Source organism: Massilia sp. BAP21, assembly GCF_057801335.1.
In genome coordinates, this window is the sequence record NZ_CM173596.1 from 5301388 (window position 1) to 5319720 (window position 18333).

The 18333-nt window shown below is 62.1% G+C and carries 17 protein-coding genes; 8 read left to right on the forward strand and 9 right to left on the reverse strand.

What is annotated here, in order from left to right:
* Window positions 1-9: 9 nt before the first annotated feature.
* Window positions 10-1185: an acyl-CoA dehydrogenase gene (locus ACWYRN_RS23180; protein ID WP_488690163.1), complete on the forward strand. Its 1176-nt coding sequence runs from the start codon at window positions 10-12 to the stop codon at window positions 1183-1185.
* Window positions 1186-1327: 142 nt separating this feature from the next.
* On the opposite strand, the gene ACWYRN_RS23185 is transcribed toward ACWYRN_RS23180, so the two are convergent.
* The 7 genes from ACWYRN_RS23185 to ACWYRN_RS23215 all read right to left on the reverse strand — a co-directional run bounded on the left by ACWYRN_RS23185 (window position 1328) and on the right by ACWYRN_RS23215 (window position 6542).
* On the reverse strand, window positions 1328-1933 hold the full coding sequence (locus ACWYRN_RS23185; RefSeq protein ID WP_488690164.1) for a YdcF family protein: 606 nt from the start codon (window positions 1931-1933) through the stop codon (window positions 1328-1330).
* 289 nt (window positions 1934-2222) lie between these two features.
* Entirely contained in the window at window positions 2223-2570 is a 348-nt protein-coding gene (locus ACWYRN_RS23190) for a PEGA domain-containing protein (protein WP_488690165.1), read from the reverse strand.
* Window positions 2571-2612: 42 nt separating this feature from the next.
* Window positions 2613-3014 (reverse strand): hypothetical protein, encoded by a 402-nt coding sequence (locus tag ACWYRN_RS23195; RefSeq protein WP_488690166.1) that lies wholly within the window; start codon window positions 3012-3014, stop codon window positions 2613-2615.
* A 17-nt stretch (window positions 3015-3031) separates the two neighbouring features.
* Window positions 3032-3217: a hypothetical protein gene (locus ACWYRN_RS23200; RefSeq protein WP_488690167.1), complete on the reverse strand. Its 186-nt coding sequence runs from the start codon at window positions 3215-3217 to the stop codon at window positions 3032-3034.
* A gap of 60 nt (window positions 3218-3277) precedes the next feature.
* Window positions 3278-3646 (reverse strand): hypothetical protein, encoded by a 369-nt coding sequence (locus tag ACWYRN_RS23205; RefSeq protein ID WP_488690168.1) that lies wholly within the window; start codon window positions 3644-3646, stop codon window positions 3278-3280.
* Between the two features lie 357 nt (window positions 3647-4003).
* A protein-coding gene (locus ACWYRN_RS23210) for an IS3 family transposase (protein ID WP_488690169.1) occupies window positions 4004-5154 on the reverse strand; the annotation gives its coding sequence in 2 pieces (ribosomal slippage) (window positions 4004-4914 and window positions 4914-5154; 1152 coding nt in all).
* A 521-nt stretch (window positions 5155-5675) separates the two neighbouring features.
* Complete coding sequence (locus ACWYRN_RS23215) at window positions 5676-6542, reverse strand: hypothetical protein (protein WP_488690170.1); 867 nt, start codon at window positions 6540-6542, stop codon at window positions 5676-5678.
* A 405-nt stretch (window positions 6543-6947) separates the two neighbouring features.
* Here ACWYRN_RS23215 and ACWYRN_RS23220 point away from each other — a divergent pair, with 405 nt between their 5' ends.
* Entirely contained in the window at window positions 6948-7628 is a 681-nt protein-coding gene (locus tag ACWYRN_RS23220; protein ID WP_305824486.1) for a trimeric intracellular cation channel family protein, read from the forward strand.
* Window positions 7629-7641: 13 nt separating this feature from the next.
* Here the strand turns inward: ACWYRN_RS23220 and ACWYRN_RS23225 are convergent, their stop codons facing one another.
* Together ACWYRN_RS23225 and fdhD are read right to left on the reverse strand one after the other, a co-directional pair.
* Window positions 7642-8220 carry a nitroreductase family protein gene (locus tag ACWYRN_RS23225; RefSeq protein WP_488690171.1) on the reverse strand — a complete coding sequence of 193 codons (579 nt, stop codon included), beginning with the start codon at window positions 8218-8220 and terminating at the stop codon, window positions 7642-7644.
* Complete coding sequence (gene fdhD, locus ACWYRN_RS23230) at window positions 8217-9068, reverse strand: formate dehydrogenase accessory sulfurtransferase FdhD (RefSeq protein ID WP_488690172.1); 852 nt, start codon at window positions 9066-9068, stop codon at window positions 8217-8219. The genes ACWYRN_RS23225 and fdhD overlap by 4 nt, the downstream gene beginning before the upstream one ends.
* Before the next feature lie 152 nt (window positions 9069-9220).
* On the opposite strand from fdhD, the gene fdnG reads away from it, so the two are divergent.
* The 6 genes from fdnG (at window position 9221) to selB (ending at window position 18326) form a co-directional block, all read left to right on the forward strand.
* On the forward strand, window positions 9221-12292 hold the full coding sequence (gene fdnG / locus ACWYRN_RS23235; RefSeq protein ID WP_488690173.1) for a formate dehydrogenase-N subunit alpha: 3072 nt from the start codon (window positions 9221-9223) through the stop codon (window positions 12290-12292).
* Between the two features lie 16 nt (window positions 12293-12308).
* Window positions 12309-13229, forward strand: coding sequence for a formate dehydrogenase subunit beta (fdxH, locus tag ACWYRN_RS23240; RefSeq protein WP_488690174.1), 921 nt, complete (start codon window positions 12309-12311; stop codon window positions 13227-13229).
* Window position 13230: 1 nt separating this feature from the next.
* Window positions 13231-13875 (forward strand): formate dehydrogenase subunit gamma, encoded by a 645-nt coding sequence (locus ACWYRN_RS23245; protein ID WP_488692874.1) that lies wholly within the window; start codon window positions 13231-13233, stop codon window positions 13873-13875.
* Window positions 13876-13984: 109 nt separating this feature from the next.
* Window positions 13985-15013, forward strand: a complete 1029-nt coding sequence (gene fdhE / locus ACWYRN_RS23250; protein WP_488690175.1) for a formate dehydrogenase accessory protein FdhE — start codon at window positions 13985-13987, stop codon at window positions 15011-15013.
* Window positions 15014-15030: 17 nt separating this feature from the next.
* Entirely contained in the window at window positions 15031-16428 is a 1398-nt protein-coding gene (gene selA, locus ACWYRN_RS23255) for an L-seryl-tRNA(Sec) selenium transferase (RefSeq protein ID WP_488692875.1), read from the forward strand.
* Window positions 16425-18326, forward strand: a complete 1902-nt coding sequence (selB, locus tag ACWYRN_RS23260) for a selenocysteine-specific translation elongation factor (RefSeq protein WP_488690176.1) — start codon at window positions 16425-16427, stop codon at window positions 18324-18326. The genes selA and selB overlap by 4 nt, the downstream gene beginning before the upstream one ends.
* Window positions 18327-18333 lie beyond the last annotated feature (7 nt).

Below are 18333 nucleotides of genomic sequence, written 5' to 3' on the forward strand. Positions count from 1 at the left end.
GAGACCATCATGACCAAAACGGCTTTCCACTGGGACGATCCCCTGCTGCTGGACCAGCAACTGACCGACGAAGAGCGCATGGTGCGCGACGCCGCAGCCGCCTACTGCCAGGACAAGCTGCAGCCGCGCATCCTCGAGGCCTTCCGCCACGAGACCATGGACACCTCGATCTTCCGCGAGATGGGCGAACTGGGCCTGCTCGGCCCGACTATTCCGGAACAGTACGGCGGTCCCGGCCTGAACTACGTCGCCTACGGCCTGATCGCGCGCGAAGTCGAGCGTGTCGATTCGGGCTACCGCTCGATGATGAGCGTGCAGTCGTCGCTGGTGATGGTGCCGATCTACGAGTTCGGTAACGAAGCGACCAAGCAGAAGTATCTGCCGAAGCTGGCGACCGGCGAGTGGATTGGCTGCTTCGGTTTGACCGAGCCGAACCACGGTTCCGATCCAGGCTCGATGGTGACCCGTGCGCGCAAGGTCGACGGCGGTTACTCGCTGACCGGCTCGAAGATGTGGATCACGAATTCGCCGGTGGCGGATGTGTTCGTGGTCTGGGCCAAGGATGACGAAGGTGCGATCCGTGGCTTCGTGCTGGAAAAGGGTATGGAAGGTTTGTCGGCCCCGGCGATCCACGGCAAGTTCGGCCTGCGTTCGTCGATTACCGGCGAGATCGTGATGGACAATGTGTTCTGCCCCGAAGAAAACGCCTTCCCGGACGTGCGCGGCCTGAAGGGTCCGTTCACCTGCCTGAACTCGGCGCGCTACGGCATCGCCTGGGGGGCACTGGGTGCAGCCGAAGCCTGCTGGCACACGGCGCGCCAGTACACCATGGACCGCAACCAGTTCGGCAAACCCCTGGCGGCAAACCAGCTGGTACAAAAGAAACTGGCCGACATGCAGACCGAAATCACGCTGGGCCTGCAAGGCTGCCTGCGCCTGGGCCGCATGAAAGACGAAGGCACGGCGGCGGTCGAGATCACCTCGATCATGAAGCGCAATTCCTGCGGCAAGTCGCTGGACATCGCCCGTACTGCGCGCGACATGCTGGGTGGGAATGGTATCTCGGACGAGTTCGGGATTATTCGCCACATGGTGAACCTGGAAGTGGTGAATACCTATGAAGGTACGCACGATATCCACGCCCTGATCCTGGGCCGTGCACAAACCGGTATCGCTGCGTTCTAAGTCCTGCCCTGCGCAAAACGCCGGTTGCGATGTGCGTCGCGCCGGCGTTTTTCATTTTGCGGCTTCAACAGACAGGTCGCCGCTGTGAGCCGTGCTGATGCTTCTGGTCTGGCGATGGTGGCGATCGCAATGGCGATCAATGCTAGGTCAGCTTTTTGAACACGATATAGGCAAGATAAAGCGAGGTTTCGCGCCACAAGAAGTTGCTCCAATAACGCCATGATTGGAAACGGCTCGATGTGGTGGGCGCCGGTTTTGCGTGCAATCCGATATCGGTCGCCATGCGCATGGCTCTGCGCATGTGGAGCGGGTCGCTTACCAGGAGCACCGTGTCCAACTTCGCAGCTGTCACCAGTTTCTTGGCATTGGTCAGGTTTTGCCACGTGCTGCGCGATTCGGTGTCGAGCAGGATGGCCTTGGCAGGGATTCCGTTGGCCAGAGCGAATTTCTGGCCTACTTCCGCCTCGGTCGGATAGCCCGGTTTCGGTGTCCCACCGGTGAAGATGATCCGACGAACCCGCCCCGTCTGGTAGAGGATCAGTGCCTCATTGAGACGCTCCCGGTACACAGGGGACGGCTGATCGCCCCAGGCGGCAGCGCCAAGTACCACTGCCGCATCGGCCGATTCGTTAGAACGTTCATTTCCAAACTGCACGACTCTCCAGGCAGCGACGCCGTAGCCCAGCACGATCGTCAACAGTAACAGGAACACGAGCTTGCCCAATGCGAGCCATACCTTTGAAATCATTATTTCGCTTATTCGAATAGGCGTTCCCTGATTATTTTCAGGAGCACCAGCTCTTTTGGAAGAGGGTTTTGCCGCCCAAAGACGATGCGTGGCATATAGTTCGATCGTGCTGTAGGGCCAGGGGCCGCATCTCGTTATTGTAACAATGCATCAACCTGGCTGCTGAACGGACGCTGGCCCCAGGTCCCAACCATGCGGTTAAAGATTCGGCCGGCAAGAACCATGTTGGCAGGACCGACGATGTGCCCATACGCGCGAATCCGCCGCGCAGGTGGCGCGAACGCTCTGCTTACTGGGGGTCGTCGGCAAAGTCGACGATGATCTTCCCATTGCTGGTGGTCTGTGCGCTCTCGAATTCCAGGACAGTGTCGCGGTACTTAGGATTCGTGATCCGGATCGTGTGCTTTCCCGGTGTCAGCGGCAGGCGCCTGAGCGGCGGGCTGTCACCATGATCGACCCCATCCACGTAGACGACTCCCCAAGGTACGATTTGCAGCTGGTAGCTGGACTTTCCCGGCACTGGGCTTGGCGGCAGGGCAGCGCGCGCAAACGGCGGTCCGGCCCTTGGGTGGCGGCGCTGCGGCAACGCTGGCGGACGCGGCTGGCGGGACCTTTGCCGCCGCACTCCTGGTTGCACCGGTCCGGTTGGACCTTTCCTAGGTTTTCGCTTAGTCTACCGTCAGCGGCAGTACTTAGCGTTGGATGGCTTCGCGCACGAGTAGCTCGCAGCCAGGGGCTTCATTGGGTAAGCACACAACCGGCCGGCATCGGTTCCTGTGACCTGATTGCGTGCATTGAAAAATATCTCGATGCGCGAGTAGCCTGGATTGTCCCAAGTCAGAACGTATTCGATCTCGGGTCCGCGTTCGATATCATTTGCCTTTAACTTTCCAGGCGTAATAACGCTCGAAGGCGAACCTAGGGTAGTGATGACCGAGGCCCGCGTCGAACCCATGCCAATTGACTCTACCTTCCTCGACAAAGCGGTAACACCTGTATTTGCCTCTGCTGCAATCGTGTGGCTTGCATGACCAATGGCTACGGCAAATAGTGCAACTTTCGTAAAACCTTTAAGGGGCATTTTTCGTCTTTCCGCGGTCAGTTTGGCTTTTTGTGCTTCTCAACAATTGCAGCAATTTCGGCGTTCAGACGCTTCTGATCGCCCGCAACCTTATCCTGTCTCACACGATGCGCCTTTGCGCCTGCGGGGTCGAATTTTCCGGTAACGTAGTGGCCAAGATTTTCCGCTGGAAAATCCTCAAAATATTCCGGCCACTCGCCCATGTATGTTCTCCAGAATGCCGACAGTCGGTCGGCTACGGGCACCGCTAGGCGCTAGTTTTCCTAGACCATCTGTTCTTCGATTGATACCTCGGCAGCCGCAGCGGCGCCCGCTATCGTCAGGTGGTAGCCCTTGCCAAAATCACGTTGCAGGTGGCCATCCTTGCACATCTGCCGCACGACCCTGCCGACCGCCAGTGCAGCGCCTTGCGTTGAGCGGAACACATAGCCAGGAAAGGCCGGGTACGCCAAGCCAGATGTGAGCAGCCCACTTCGATCACCGTTCCAGGTAATGCGAGCCTTCAGCATGCCCTGCAGGATTGCTCGCCGTGAATCGGCGTGGCTGGTGAGCTTTTGTCGTGGTTGCGTCCGGTACTCATACGCGCTTTTCCTTGACTGGATCGGCCATTCACTTAGTCTGGCAATGAACAAGGAGCGTATGCCTTCTCATCTTGCGTGCGCCCCTTTCCAGAGTCATGTTCCCATCCACGATTTCTCATTTCTGCCGTAATCTTCCAGTCTTTTTCAAAGCCATCTAGACTAACTGCGGCGTCCGTAGCTTGTCGCAATGCCGCTGACACGCTTGGCCGGCGCCACCAGTCCCATAACTTTTTCCGCCATCCCATATTTATTGTCTCCATCTTCGAACGAATCATCAATGAGCACCGCTCTTTCCCACAGCTGCGTGGAGCGCGGCGTTGGTACTGCTAGGTTTATTATGTCTTCCTTCAACTTGCCTGTGCTGGCAGCCCAAAGACCATACGTAAGGCATGAATCGCCACGAGTTTTCTAGACACTCGCGAGCCGTTGGAAATACTGCTTTTCATATTCAACCGGCGACAAGTCATTGCTGAAGCTGTGCCGACGCTTCGGATTGTAAAACATCTCGATGTAATCGAAGACATCCTGCTTTGCTTCTTCCCGAGTGCCGTAGATCTTGCGCCTGATTCGCTCCCGTTTCAGGAGCTGGAAGAAGCTCTCGGCCACGGCGTTGTCATGGCAGTTTCCGCGCCGGCTCATGCTCTGCTGCAGGTTGTGCTCATCCAAGAAGTCGCGCCAGTCGTAGCTGCTAAATTGGCTACCCTGATCCGAGTGCACCATCACCGCATTCTTGGGCTGCCGACGCCAGACGGCCATCAAGAGCGCATTCATCGCCAGTTCGCGATCGATGCGTGAACTCATCGACCAGCCAACAACCTGGCGCGAGAACAGATCAAGCACCACGGCCAAATACAGCCAGCCCTCATAGGTGCGGATGTAGGTGATGTCCGTGACCCAGACGCGATTGGGTTCCTGCACATCGAACTGGCGCTGCAGATGATTGGGCGCTACCAGCGATGGCGCGCCGCCTCGTTTGTACTTGCGCTTGGCGTAACCGGTTTGGGAACGAATCCCAGCGGACCTCATGAGGCGGTGGACACGATTGACACCGCATTGTTCACCGAGTTCGCGCAGATCGTCGCTGACCTTGCGGTAGCCGTACACGCTGCCGCTTTCCAGCCATGACTCCTTGATCGGGACGAGTAGACGCTTGTCTTCCCTGGTGCGCTTGCTTTCAGGATTCAGCCGCCAGGCATAGAAGCCGCTCGGATGCACCTCAAGCACTTTGCACAGCCGGCGCACCGGGAACTGGTCCTGTAACTGAGCAATTAAGGTGTACCTTACCCGGACGTCTTGGCAAAGTACACCGCGGCCTTTTTCAATATGTCACGCTCCTCCGTGACGCGCTTGAGCTCGGCCTTCAGGCGCCGCATCTCGTCAGACTGGGCATCGACAGCCTTGCGCTCCGCCTCGGGCACGCCATAGCGCTTCGTCCAGGCGTACAAGCTATGGATGCTTACCCCAAGCCGCGACGCCACTTCGGTCGCCGGGTAACCACCCTGCGACACCTGCTTGACCGCAGCAATCTTGAATTCCTCTGTGTACCGCTTACCGCTCATATCTTCTCCTTGTGCCCGATATTATGGCTCAGGAGTGTCTACGATAGTCGTGGCGATTCAGGATTAAGGACGAGCTCGTGTCTGAATGTCAGACGTGATCCCGCCCACGCGCCCACGCTTGAGATGCCTCCGCTGTGCGAGCGTGGATCCGGCGCTCCATGTTCTCGCAAAAGAGCGGGACTATCGTCGCGACCCGCTTGAAGCTGACACCTTCTTTCCAATGTTAGCACCTTGAAAATGGGCGGAATCACCTTCGTTGCTGTCAGTCCGGCCGTCATCGAGAGGACAGCGGTCGCCCATTTCAAAGCCTCGACCATGTCTGTTGGATAGCCGGATTCGCCGGCCGCTACATCCTCCGCAAAACCACGGAGAATGGCTAGCGATGTCTCGATGTCGTTCACTCGATCTAAAGGACATTCATCTGCAGGGAAAGGTTTCGACCTCACCTTTTCCAGTCTCGCTGGTCGGCACGAAAGCCGGTTCGTGGCGAAGAGACGCAGCCAGGCGCCACGCATAACTGGCTATTTCCAGCCATTTGCATGTACCGACGCAAAAATAGCTAAGTGCATTTTGACTATCGCATTATGGTATTCAGTCGCTCTTTGCTGTGTCATAGGCAATGTCTTTCCCAGCCATTCAGATAAATGTGGCGAACGTCGAACGTCCGCTTGCTCGAGCTTTCCGTATCGATGAAGCATAATATTTCGAACCATCGAGGCTTCATTGTACACACGGGCGTCGTTTGGAGCGATCTCCAGTGAGACACCTAGCCACTCAAAGAGAACAATAAGCCGGCCTGTAATATCCCACCCGCCGTCAGGCGTTTTTTCTTTTGCTTTCGAATCGAGCTTTTGAGCGACTTCGAGACACTTACTATCGGACCACGGCCAGTCATCGATCTTATAGCGACCGTTCGCAAACTTGGAAGCGGCAGTAACCGCTGCTGCCTTGATAGTTTGAATGATTGCTGCAATCGTATTTTCAAGCCCAGATTCCTGCGCGGCCCATTCGCTTAAAAAACAGAGGACGTTTATCTGATGATAATTCTCCTCTCGTACCGACGCCGCCCAATTTTTGGTGTCGTCGATCCCTGCCATCATTCTTTTGACAAGTTCGTCATCACTACCTCGTTTTATCGCTTCGTTTGCTATCAATAATTTTTGAGTCAGGGCTAAGCCTTCGGCCGTCTGAATACATTTAATGATATAGCTTGGCAGAAAGAAATCCCCAATAAGCAACGACCCAGTTTCATGTAACGTTAGAAGAATCTTCGCGTCAACTGGTGTGCCGAGCTTTGGACGATGCAGTTGAACCATAAACCTTCTTTCGACAAAGGTTTTTGAAGAGCTATCGTTATCAATAAAATTTTGAATAAGTAGGCGGGTCAAGCATTTACGCGAGTAATGTAGTCTAATGATCACCCTGCTCGTACTTTCCCTTTCCGCTGGAAACTAGTGTACGAGGGAATTATAGAGTCACGCAACAAGTTCCTCATCAAGGCTGGAAACCCGAAAACGCCAGAAATCCTCACCCCATTGGTCATGATCGCGCTGCTGATCATGACCAATGCCTCGTCTGAAATTTTTCGTTTCGGTATATCTGGGTGATCTTTTAGGCGCGCCCCGCCGATGCTTCGGCGTCAACCCAGAAAACAATAATCATCCTCCGCGTGATCATCGAACGTCTCCCCCCATGGCAGGCACTCTTTAATAGCAGAGTGAGTTTGTTTGAGCCAAATGTTGCGCTATCATTGCGCCCTTTGTCCATACAAGCTGTCCACCCAAGGTAACAACGTGTTCGATGTCCTCACCCTCGACGTAGACGCCGCCATCAAGACCCTCGTGCTCACGCTCGACCTGGTCGGCACATTCGTCTTCGCCCTCTCCGGCGCCACGGCCGGCGCCCGCCGCCGGCTCGATATCTTCGGCGTGCTGGTGCTCTCGTTTGTCGCTGCCAACTCCGGCGGCATCGTGCGCGACCTGCTGATCGGCGCCACGCCCCCTGCCGCAATCAGCGACTGGCGCTACCTGGCCGTCTCGCTGCTGGCCGGCGTCGTGATCTTCTTCTGGTACCCCATCATCAACCGCCTGCAAAGCCCGGTGCTGTTCTTCGATGCGGTGGGCCTGGCCCTGTTCTGCGTGGCCGGTTCGCAAAAGGCGCTGGTGTTCGGGCTGGAGCCGATGATGGCTGCCCTGTTGGGCATGCTGACCGGGATCGGTGGCGGCATCGCGCGCGACGTGCTGCTGTCGAACGTGCCGGGTGTCTTCAGGTCGGATATCTATGCGGTGGCGGCGCTGGCCGGCGCCAGCGTGGTGGTGATCGGCCACGTGCTCGGCTGGCCGACGACGGCGACCGCCTGCGCCGGTGCGGCACTATGTCTGGGACTGCGCCTGGCCGCAATCCACTACGGCTGGCATTTGCCGACGGCGCGCTGGCCCGAAAAGACCGAAGCGCACCGCGACGAAGAGCGCTGACGACAAGCGCTGATCAGAGCGTCGTCACGAACTCCGAAGGATGCGGCCGTTCGCGCGGCGGCCGTGGATCGTTCGCCGTACCGAACGCCAGGAAGCACACCGCCTCCTCGTGCGGCGCCAGGCGCAGCAAGCTGCGCATGCCTTCGCTGCCCATGGCAGCACCACTCGCCAGTCCACTCGAAAAACCGAGCGCCTGCGCCATGGTCAGCATGTTCTGCACCGCGCAGCCGAGCGACACCAGCTTTTCGCTCTTTGGAATCCGGCGCGCGTCGGGATCGTCGCTGAGCACCGCCACCATCAGGCAAGGCGCATGGAAGGCTTTTTCGCGGGCACGCGATCGCGCCGCCTCGTCGCTGTCGGGATCGCGCTCGGCCAGCGCCTGTGCGAAGACCTCGCCCAGGTCGGCGCGGCGCGCATCGGGCACCAGGATAAAACGCCAGGGCCGCAACAGCCCGTGGTCGGGCACCTGCGCCGCAGCGTCAAATATGCGTTCCAGCGAAGCCGCATCCGGCCCGGGTGCGGACAGGCGGCGCGGCGGGTAATTCCGGCGTCCCGCCAGCGCAGCCCAGAGTTCCTCGTTCACCTCGATCATGCTTCGGAGGCGGCGCCGTCGAGGCCGAGGTGCTGCGGATGGGTATAGCAAACGAAGTCGCGACCACGCGCAAACGCCAGCAAAGTCATACCGGCCTTTTCCGCCAACTCGACGGCCGCCAGCGTCGGCGCCGACATGCCGACCAGCGCCGGCACCCCGGCCATCACCGCTTTTTGCGCCATTTCGAAACTCACGCGGCTGGTAATGAGAAAAAAACCATCCTCGGGCAAACACTTCGCGCGCGCCATGGCCCCGATCACCTTGTCCAGCGCGTTGTGGCGGCCGACGTCCTCGCGCACGATGCGCAACGAACCATCCATCCCGCACCAGGCAGCCGCATGGGCAGCACCGGTCAAGCGCGTCAGATGCTGCTCGGCGCCGATCGCGCCCAGCGCCGCACGCACTCCCGCCGCATGAAAACCGACCGCCGGCGCCAGCACACGTTCCGGCCGCCGCACCTGCTCCAGGCTATCCACCCCGCACAGCCCGCAACCAGTCCGCCCGGCCAGCACGCGCCGCCTTTCCTTCAACCCGACAAAGGCCGACGACGCAATCTCCAGCTGCACCGCGATCCCCTGCCCGCCCTGCTCCACCTCGACGCCATAGCAGGCGGCAGCGGAATCGATGATCCCTTCGCTCAGCGAAAAGCCCAGCGCAAAGTCTTCCAGGTCGGCTGGCGTCGCCATCATCACCGCATGCGACAGGCCGTTGTAGACCAGCGCCACCGGCACCTCGTCGACCACCATGTCGGCCGTCTCGGCCAGCACGCCGCCGCGCATGCGCAGCACGTCCCGCGAACGGGCGGTCGGCACGGAAACGTCCTCTTCCGAGTTAATCAGATTTGTCATTTTTTTAACGCAACTGCATAAAATTGCGTTTCAGGCATTGTGGAAACTACGTATTTGAGCAGTTTAGAGGGAATATTCATCAATTTTAGCATTCATCAGTGTATGTCCAAGGTGTAAGCTAGCGCCCTCGTTTCCTGTGAGAAGGATTTTTGATGAACCAGATGTCTCGCCGCCAGTTCCTTAAGGTATCTGGCGCCACCATCGCGGGTTCGAGCCTGGCGCTGCTCGGCTTTGCTCCGGCTACGGCACTTGCCGAAGTCCGGCAGTACAAGCTCGCCCGCACCACCGAAACCCGTCAAACCTGTCCGTACTGCTCCGTCGGTTGCGGCATCCTGATGTACGGCCTTGGCGATGGCGCTAAGAACGCCGCCGCATCCATTATCCATATCGAAGGCGATCCCGACCACCCGGTTAACCGCGGCACCCTGTGCCCGAAGGGCGCTTCCCTCGTGGACTTCATCCACAGCCCGAGCCGACTGCTCGAGCCGGAATACCGCAAGCCGGGCGGCACCGAATGGACCAAGATTTCCTGGGACCAGGCGCTGGACCGCATCGCCAAGCTGATGAAGGAAGACCGCGACGCCAACTTCGTCGAGAAGACGGCAGACGGCAAGGTCGTGAACCGCTGGCTGACCACCGGCATGCTGGCCGCCTCGGCCGGCAGCAATGAAACCGGATACATTACCCACAAGACCGTGCGGTCTTTGGGCATGCTGACATTCGATAACCAGGCGCGTGTTTGACACGGTCCGACGGTGGCAGGTCTTGCCCCGACGTTTGGCCGTGGAGCGATGACGAATCACTGGGTCGACATCAAGAATGCAGATGTCATCCTCGTCATGGGCGGCAATGCCGCTGAAGCACACCCTTGTGGTTTCAAATGGGTCACCGAAGCAAAGGCCCACAATAAAGCGAAGCTGGTCGTCGTCGACCCGCGCTTTACCCGTACCGCGTCCGTTGCAGACTATTACGTCGCGACGCGTACCGGCACGGACATCGTGTTCCTGGGCGCGATCGTCAACTACCTGCTGACGACCGACAAGATCCAGCACGAATACGTCCGCAATTACACGGACATGCCTTTCATCGTGCGCGAAGACTTCGCCTTCAATGACGGCATTTATTCCGGCTACGACGAAGCGGCCGGCAAATACAGCGACAAATCGAGCTGGAACTACGAGATCGGCGAAGATGGTTACGCCAAGGTCGACCCGACCCTGAGCCACCCGCGCTGCGTGTACCAGTTGATGAAGAAACACTATTCCCGTTACACGACGGAGATGGTGGAAAAGATTTGCGGCGTCTCGCCTGCGCAGTTCCAGAAGGTTGCCGATGCCCTGGCGTCGACCGCCGTGCCTGGCCGCGCCGGTACCATCCTGTACGCACTGGGCTGGACCCACCATACCACCGGCGCCCAGACCATTCGCCTCGGCGCCATGGTCCAGCTGCTGCTGGGCAACATGGGTATCGCCGGCGGCGGCATGAACGCGCTGCGCGGCCACTCGAACATCCAGGGCCTGACCGACCTCGGCCTGATGTCGAACCTGCTGCCGGGCTACATGACCCTGCCGAACGAAGCCGAACAGGACTTCGACGCCTACATCAAGGCGCGTGCACCGCAGGCCCTGCGTCCGAACCAGCTGAGCTACTGGAGCAACTACAAGAAGTTCCACGTCTCCTTCATGAAGACCTGGTGGGGCGACGCGGCGACCAAGGAAAACAACTTCGCCTTCGACTACCTGCCGAAGCTGGACAAGCCCTACGACTTGCTGCAAGCCATCGAGCTGATGAACCAGGGCAAGATGAACGGTTACATCTGCCAGGGCTTCAACGTGCTGGCGTCGGCCCCGAACAAGGCCAAGGTGCAGGCCGGTCTGTCGAAGCTGAAGTTCCTGGTCGTGATGGACCCGCTGGAAACGGAAACGGCCGAATTCTGGAAGCCGCATGGCGAGTTCCACGACGTCGACCCGGCCCAGATCCAGACCGAAGTCTTCCGCCTGCCGACCACCTGCTTCGCCGAGGAACGCGGCTCGCTGGTCTCGTCCTCGCGCGTGCTGCAGTGGCACTGGCAAGGCGCGGAGCCGCCAGGCAAGGCACGCTCGGACATCGAGATCATGTCGGAACTGTTCCTGCGCATGAAGGGTGCCTACCAGAAGGATGGCGGCAAGTTCCCGGACCCGATCCTGAACCTGACCTGGAACTACGTCCGTCCGCACAGCCCGACCCCGGAAGAACTCGCGATGGAGTTCAACGGCAAGGCGCTGGCCGACGTGCTCGACCCGAAAGACCCGACCAAAGTGTTGGCGAAAAAGGGCGAGCAGCTGGCAGGCTTTGCGCAACTGCGCGACGACGGTTCCACCGCCTCGGGCTGCTGGATCTTCGCGGGCTCGTGGACGCAAGCCGGTAACCAAATGGGCCGCCGCGACAACAGCGACCCGACCGGCATCGGCAATACGCTGAACTGGGCCTGGGCCTGGCCGGCGAACCGCCGCGTGCTGTACAACCGCGCGTCCTGCGATACGCAGGGTAAACCGTTCGATCCGAAGCGCAAGCTGATCGGCTGGAACGGTGCGGCCTGGACCGGCGCCGACGTGCCCGACTTCAAGGTTGACGAGAACCCGGTGGGCGGCATGAACCCCTTCATCATGAATGCCGAAGGCGTGGCACGCTTCTTTGCCCGCGGCATGATGAACGAGGGTCCCTTCCCCGAGCACTACGAGCCGTTCGAGAATCCGGTTGGCAAGAACCTGATGCACCCGAACAATGCCCGTGCCACCAGCAACCCTGGCGCGCGCGTGTTCCCGGATGACCGCAAGCAGATGGGTACGGCAGCCGAGTTCCCGATCGTGGCGACCACCTATCGCCTGACCGAGCACTTCCACACCTGGACCAAGCATGCCCGCCTGAACGCGATCATCCAGCCGGAGCAGTTCGTGGAAATCGGCGAGGCCCACGCCAAGAGCATCGGCGTGGTGGCGGGCGACCACGTGAAAGTGACGTCGAAACGCGGCTCGATTGTTGCGAAGTGCATCGTCACCAAGCGCATCAAGGCGTTGAAAATCGACGGCAAGGAAACCTTCACGATCGGTATCCCGATTCACTTTGGCTTCAAGGGACTGACCAAGCCTGGTTATTTGACCAACACCCTGACCCCCGTTGTGGGCGACGGTAACTCGCAGACACCGGAATTCAAATCGTTCCTGGTGAAAGTCGAGAAGGCTTGAGGACCGGAGAATAGATATGGCACTACAATCGTTGGACATCAAACGGGTCTCGGCCACCACCGTGATCCCGCCTACCGCGCGTTCGCCGGTGGGCGGCAGCGTCGCCAAGCTGATCGACGCCTCGAAATGCATCGGCTGCAAGGCTTGCCAGACCGCCTGCATGGAGTGGAACGACATCCGCGACGAAGTGGGCGTGAACTCGGGCATCTATGACAACCCGACCGACCTGACCCCGAAGTCGTGGACGGTGATGCGTTTCGCCGAGCACGAGAACGAAGACGGCAACCTCGAGTGGCTGATCCGCAAGGACGGCTGCATGCACTGCGAGGACCCGGGCTGCCTGAAGGCCTGCCCGTCGCCGGGCGCGATCGTGCAATACGCGAACGGCATCGTCGACTTCCAGCAGGAAAACTGCATCGGCTGCGGCTACTGCGTGACGGGCTGCCCGTTCGACGTGCCGCGCATCTCGAAGCAGGACAACCGTGCGTATAAGTGCACGCTGTGCTCGGACCGGGTTGCCGTGGGCCAGGAACCGGCCTGCGTCAAGACCTGCCCGACCGGCGCCATCATGTTCGGCACCAAGGAGGACATGAAGACGCACGCGGCCGAGCGCATCGAAGACCTGAAGGAACGCGGCTACAAGAACGCGGGCCTGTACGACCCGGCCGGCGTGGGCGGCACCCACGTGATGTACGTCCTGCATCACGCGAACAAGCCCTCGCTGTACAGCGGCCTGCGCGACAATCCGAGCATCAGCCCGGCCGTCGCGGTCTGGAAGGGCCTGGCCAAGCCGCTGGCGATGGCCGGCATGGCTGCCGCCGCGATCGCCGGCCTGTTCCACTACACCCGTGTCGGCCCGAACGAGGTGAGCAAGGAAGAGGAAGCCGAAGCGCTGGCCGCCGCCAAGCAGCTGCAGGGAGAAAAGCATGAAGCGTGAGCTGCGTGACAAGGACGGCAACCCGCTGATCGAGCGCTACAACGCCAATGAACGCAGCAACCATTGGATCACGGCGATCTGCTTCGTGCTGGCCGGCTTGTCGGGCCTGGCCATGTTCCACCCGGTCATGGCCTGGCTGGCGCTGCTGTTCGGCGGCGGCCAGTGGACCCGCATCCTGCACCCGTTCTTCGGGCTGGTGATGTTTGCCGCCTTTGCCGTGCTGGTGGTGCGCTTCTGGCACCACAACCAGTTCGAGCCGGGCGACAAGCAGTGGCTGCGCCAGATTCCGGACGTCCTGAACGGGAACGAGCACGCGCTGCCGAAGGTGGGCCGCTATAACGCCGGCCAGAAGATGCTGTTCTTCACGCTGATCGCCTGCATGGTGTTCCTGCTGCTGACCGGCATCGTCATCTGGCGCGCCTGGTTCTCGCACCTGTTCCCGATCGGCGTGATCCGCCTGTCGGCCCTGCTGCACGCCCTGTTCGCCTTTGTGATCATCGTGTCGATCATCGTGCACGTGTACGCCGGCATCTGGATCAAGGGCACGATGGGCGCCATGGTGCGCGGCACCGTGACCTACGGCTGGGTGCGCAAGCACCATCCGCGCTGGTTCGAGCAGCTGATGCGCAACAAGGGCGGCCGCTAAGGCATCGCCGCGAGCGGGTCGAAGCGCCGCCAACGCGCTTCCTCTGCTTGATTTACAATGGGCCGGGTTCGCACACGCGACCCGGCCCTGCTTTTTTCGAGAGATTATTTTGGTACAACGTCTACTCCAACCGGGCGAGATCGAATCCCTCGATCACAACGCCATCCCACGCCTGCTGCTTCCTCATCCCGCCACCTTGTTTGCCGCACGCGCCACGCGCCTGCGCCAGCTGGCGGCCGGCGAAGTGCCAGGCATCCCCGTCGAAGAAGCGCTGCGCGGCTACCTGGGCCTGATGGCGCAGCTGGCTGACGCCCAGCAGGCCGTCGTCGCCGGCAGCGTCGCCGAACAGGTGGAACTGCCGCCGGACGCGTCGATGAAGCTGGCCCACGACCACAACATGCCGCCGCTGCCGGTCAGCGGTGCACGCCCGGCCGGCTGGCGCGCCGTGTTCGCCGCCCTGCTCGAAGCACTCAAGCCGGGCGTCGAGGCTTCGCCGCAACTGGCACCTGCCCTGGCCCTGCTGCGCGGCCTGGGCGATGCGGAACTCGAAGGCATGGCCGACGCCATCCTCAACGGCTATGCCGAGGGCATCGACCCGCTGTGCGCGCCCTTCATTGCGGCCGCCCTGCAGGTGAGCTGGAGCCTGATGGCTTCGCGCCTCGACCCGGCCTGGGCCCAGCCGCTCGTTACCGGCACGCTGTGCCCGGTGTGCGGTTCGCAGCCTGTCGCCAGCGTGGTGCGCATCGGCGGCCAGTCGCAGGGTTATCGTTACCTACACTGCAGCTGCTGCGAAAGCGAATGGCACATGGTGCGCGTGAAGTGCTCGTGCTGCGAAGCCAACGGCAAAGTCGCCTACCAGGGCCTGGTCGGCAAGGACGCCGATCCGCAGGCCGCCAACGTCGCTGCGGCGAACGAGGGCAAGACCCTGGACAAGGCCAACGACCCGACCAAGGTCGCGCGCGCCGAGACCTGCGACGATTGCCACACCTACCGCAAGATCTTCAACCAGGAACACGACTACAACGTGGAACCGCTGGCCGACGACCTGGCCAGCCTGCTGCTCGACGTGCTCGTGTCCGAAGCCGGGTATGCGCGCGCCAGCGGCAACCCGCTGCTCTGGCTGAAGGACGACGCGTGACAGGCGGCGCCGCGCCGATGCCACGCCTGCCGGCCGTGCACGTCCTGCTGGACGCACCAAGCTGCCAGACATTGATTGCCGAGTACGGGCGCGAGCAGACCGTGGATTCCTTGCGCGCGCTGCTCGATGAATTGCGCTCGGCCTTGCGCGACGGCGCCGCCCTCGACCTTGCGCCGGATGCGATCCTGGCCCGGCTCGGCGAACGCCTGGCCGCGGCGAATGCCTCGCGCCTGCGCCCGGTGTTCAACCTCACCGGCACCGTGCTGCACACCAACCTCGGCCGCGCCCTGCTGCCGGACGTGGCGGTGCAGGCGGTGGTCGAGGCTTTGCGCTGGCCGATGAACCTGGAATGGGACATCGACACCGGCAAGCGCGGCGACCGCGACGACCTGGTCGAGGAGCAGTTGCGGGCGTTGACCGGCGCCGAAGCCGTCACCGTGGTGAACAACAATGCCGCGGCCGTGCTGCTGATGCTCAATGCCCTGGGCTCGGGCCGCGAAGTGATCGTCTCGCGCGGCGAGCTGGTGGAGATTGGCGGCGCCTTCCGTATCCCCGACATCATGGCGCGCGCCGGCGCCACCCTGCGCGAAGTGGGCACCACGAACCGCACCCACCTGAAGGACTATGCGGAATTCGCGGGCGAGAATACGGCCCTCCTGCTGAAGGTCCACGCGAGTAACTACGCGATCACCGGCTTCACCAAGGAAGTGAGCGTGGCCGAACTGGTGCCGCTGTCGCGCGAGCGCGGGATTCCGATTGCCGTCGATCTCGGCAGCGGCACGCTGGTCGACCTGGAACGCTATGGCCTGCCGCACGAGACGACCGTAAAAGAAACCATCGCCGCCGGCGCCGATCTCGTCACCTTCAGCGGCGACAAGCTGCTGGGCGGGCCGCAGTGCGGCATCATCGCCGGGCGTGCCGACTTGATCGCCAAGATCAAGAAGAACCCATTGAAGCGCGCGCTGCGCGTATCGAAGCTGACCCTGGCGGCGCTGGAACCCGTATTGAATCTGTACCGCGCGCCGGACCTGCTGCCGCAGCGTCTGACCACGCTACGCCTGCTGACCCGCCCGGCCGCCGAGATGCGCGCGCTGGCCGCGTCGCTGGTCGCACCGCTGCAAGCTGCGCTGGGTGACAGCTATACCGTGGGCGACGCGCCCATGAACAGCCAGATCGGCAGCGGCGCCTTACCGGTCGAGCTGCTGCCTAGCCATGGCCTGGCGATCCGCGCACGCGCCGGTGTGCGCGGCAACCCGCTCGGGCTGCTGGAACGGCGCCTGCGTGGGCTGCCGCGTCCTGTCATCGGCCGCATTGCCGACGATACCCTGTGGCTCGATTTGCGTTGCCTGCAGGACGACCAGGTATCCGCCTTTGCCGATCAGCTGGCCCTGCTCGGGGAGACGTCTGCTTCATGATCGTCGGTACCGCAGGCCATATCGACCATGGCAAGACCACGCTGACGCGCGCCCTGACCGGGGTCGATACCGACCGGCTGAAGGAAGAAAAGGCGCGCGGCATCACCATCGAACTGGGTTACGCCTATGCGCCGCTGCCGGGCGGCGAAACGCTCGGCGTGATCGACGTGCCCGGGCACGAGAAATTCATCCGCACCATGGCCTCGGGCGTGACCGGGATCGACCTCGCCCTACTGGTGGTGGCGGCCGACGACGGCATCATGCCGCAGACGCGCGAGCATCTTGCAATTCTTGAACTGCTCGGCGTGCGCCGTGCCTGCGTGGCGCTGACCAAGGCGGATCGCGCGAATGAAGCGCGGCTGATCGAGGTCGAGAACGAGGTTACTGTCCTGCTGGACGGTACGGCGTTTGCGGGCGCGCCGGTGTTTCGCACCGCTGCCGCGAATCCGGGTGATCCGGGCGTGGCGGCGCTGCTCGATCACCTCGGGCACGAAGCGGCGGCGCTACCGGGCCGCAGCGAAGCGCGTTTGTTCCGTCTCGGCGTCGACCGCGTGTTCACGGTGTCTGGTCAGGGTACGGTCATTACCGGCACCGCGTTGGCAGGCCGCGTGGCGCCGGGTGATCTGGTGCAGCTGGCCCCTGGCGGGCAGCAGGCGCGCGTGCGCGCGATCCATGCGCAGGGCCAGCCGGCCGAGGAAGGACGGGCCGGCCAGCGCCTGGCGCTGAACCTGGCCGGCGTGGGCAAGGACGACATCGCGCGCGGCAGCTGGATCGTCGATCCGCGCATGGCGGAGTGTTCGGAGCGCTTCGACGCCGACATCACGCTGCTGCCCGATGCCACGGCGCTCGGATCGTGGGCGCCCGTGCATGTGCACCTTGGCGCTGCCCACCACACGGCCCATTTGGTGCCGCTCGATGCTGAACAGCTCGCGCCAGGCAAGCGTACCCGCGCGCAGCTGGTGTTCGACGCGCCGCTGCATGCGGTGGCGGGAGACCGTTTTGTGGTGCGCAATGCGGGCGCCACCCAGACCCTGGGCGGCGGCGTGGTGCTCGATCCGTTCGGGCCTGCGCGCAAGCGGCGCAGCCCGGCGCGGCTGGCCTGGCTCGATGCGCTGGCCGGCTGGGTCGCGGACGGCGATCTGGGCAAGCTGGTCGCGGCCAGCCCTGCCGGCATTGCGGTGTCCAGCCTGGTGCGCCTGACGCAGTTGGCGCCGGACAGCCTGCATCTGCCCCCCGACATCCTGCGCCTGCCGCTGGCGGGCGGCGATAGCCTGCTGATCGCGCCTGCCATGCTGGCGCCGCTGGAAACCCGGGTGCTCGACGGCCTGGCCGCCTGGCATACACGCCAGCCAGACGAAGCGGGCCTGGAGATGTGGCGCCTGAAGCGGATGGTGGCGCCCGAACTGGGCGACGCGATCTGGAGTGCGCTGGTGGCGCGCATGCTGGAAGCGGGGACGATCGCACGCAGCGGCGCCAGCCTGCACCTGCCGTCGCACAGCGTTGCCTTGAGCGAGGCGGAACAGGCGATGGCGGCGCCGTTGCTGGCGGCCCTCGAGGCCGGCCGCTTCGATCCGCCATGGGTACGCGACCTGGCGCGCGATTTCAAGCTGGAGGAAGACGCGGTGCGCGCGCTGCTGCGCAAACTCGCGCGTGCCGGACAACTGAGCCAGGTGGTGCCGGACCTGTTCTACCATCCGGCGCCGCTGGCGGAGATGGCCGCGATTGTCGCCGGACTGCCCGATGCGCAGGCCGCGAGCTTCCGCGATGCGACCGGCTTGGGACGCAAGCGCGCGATCCAGGTGTTGGAGTTCTTCGACCGCGTCGGGTATACTCGCCGGGTCCGCAATACCCACCTGCCAAGGCCGCAAGCCAGCTGGCCCGAGCCTCCGGTGGTTTAGTCAAACA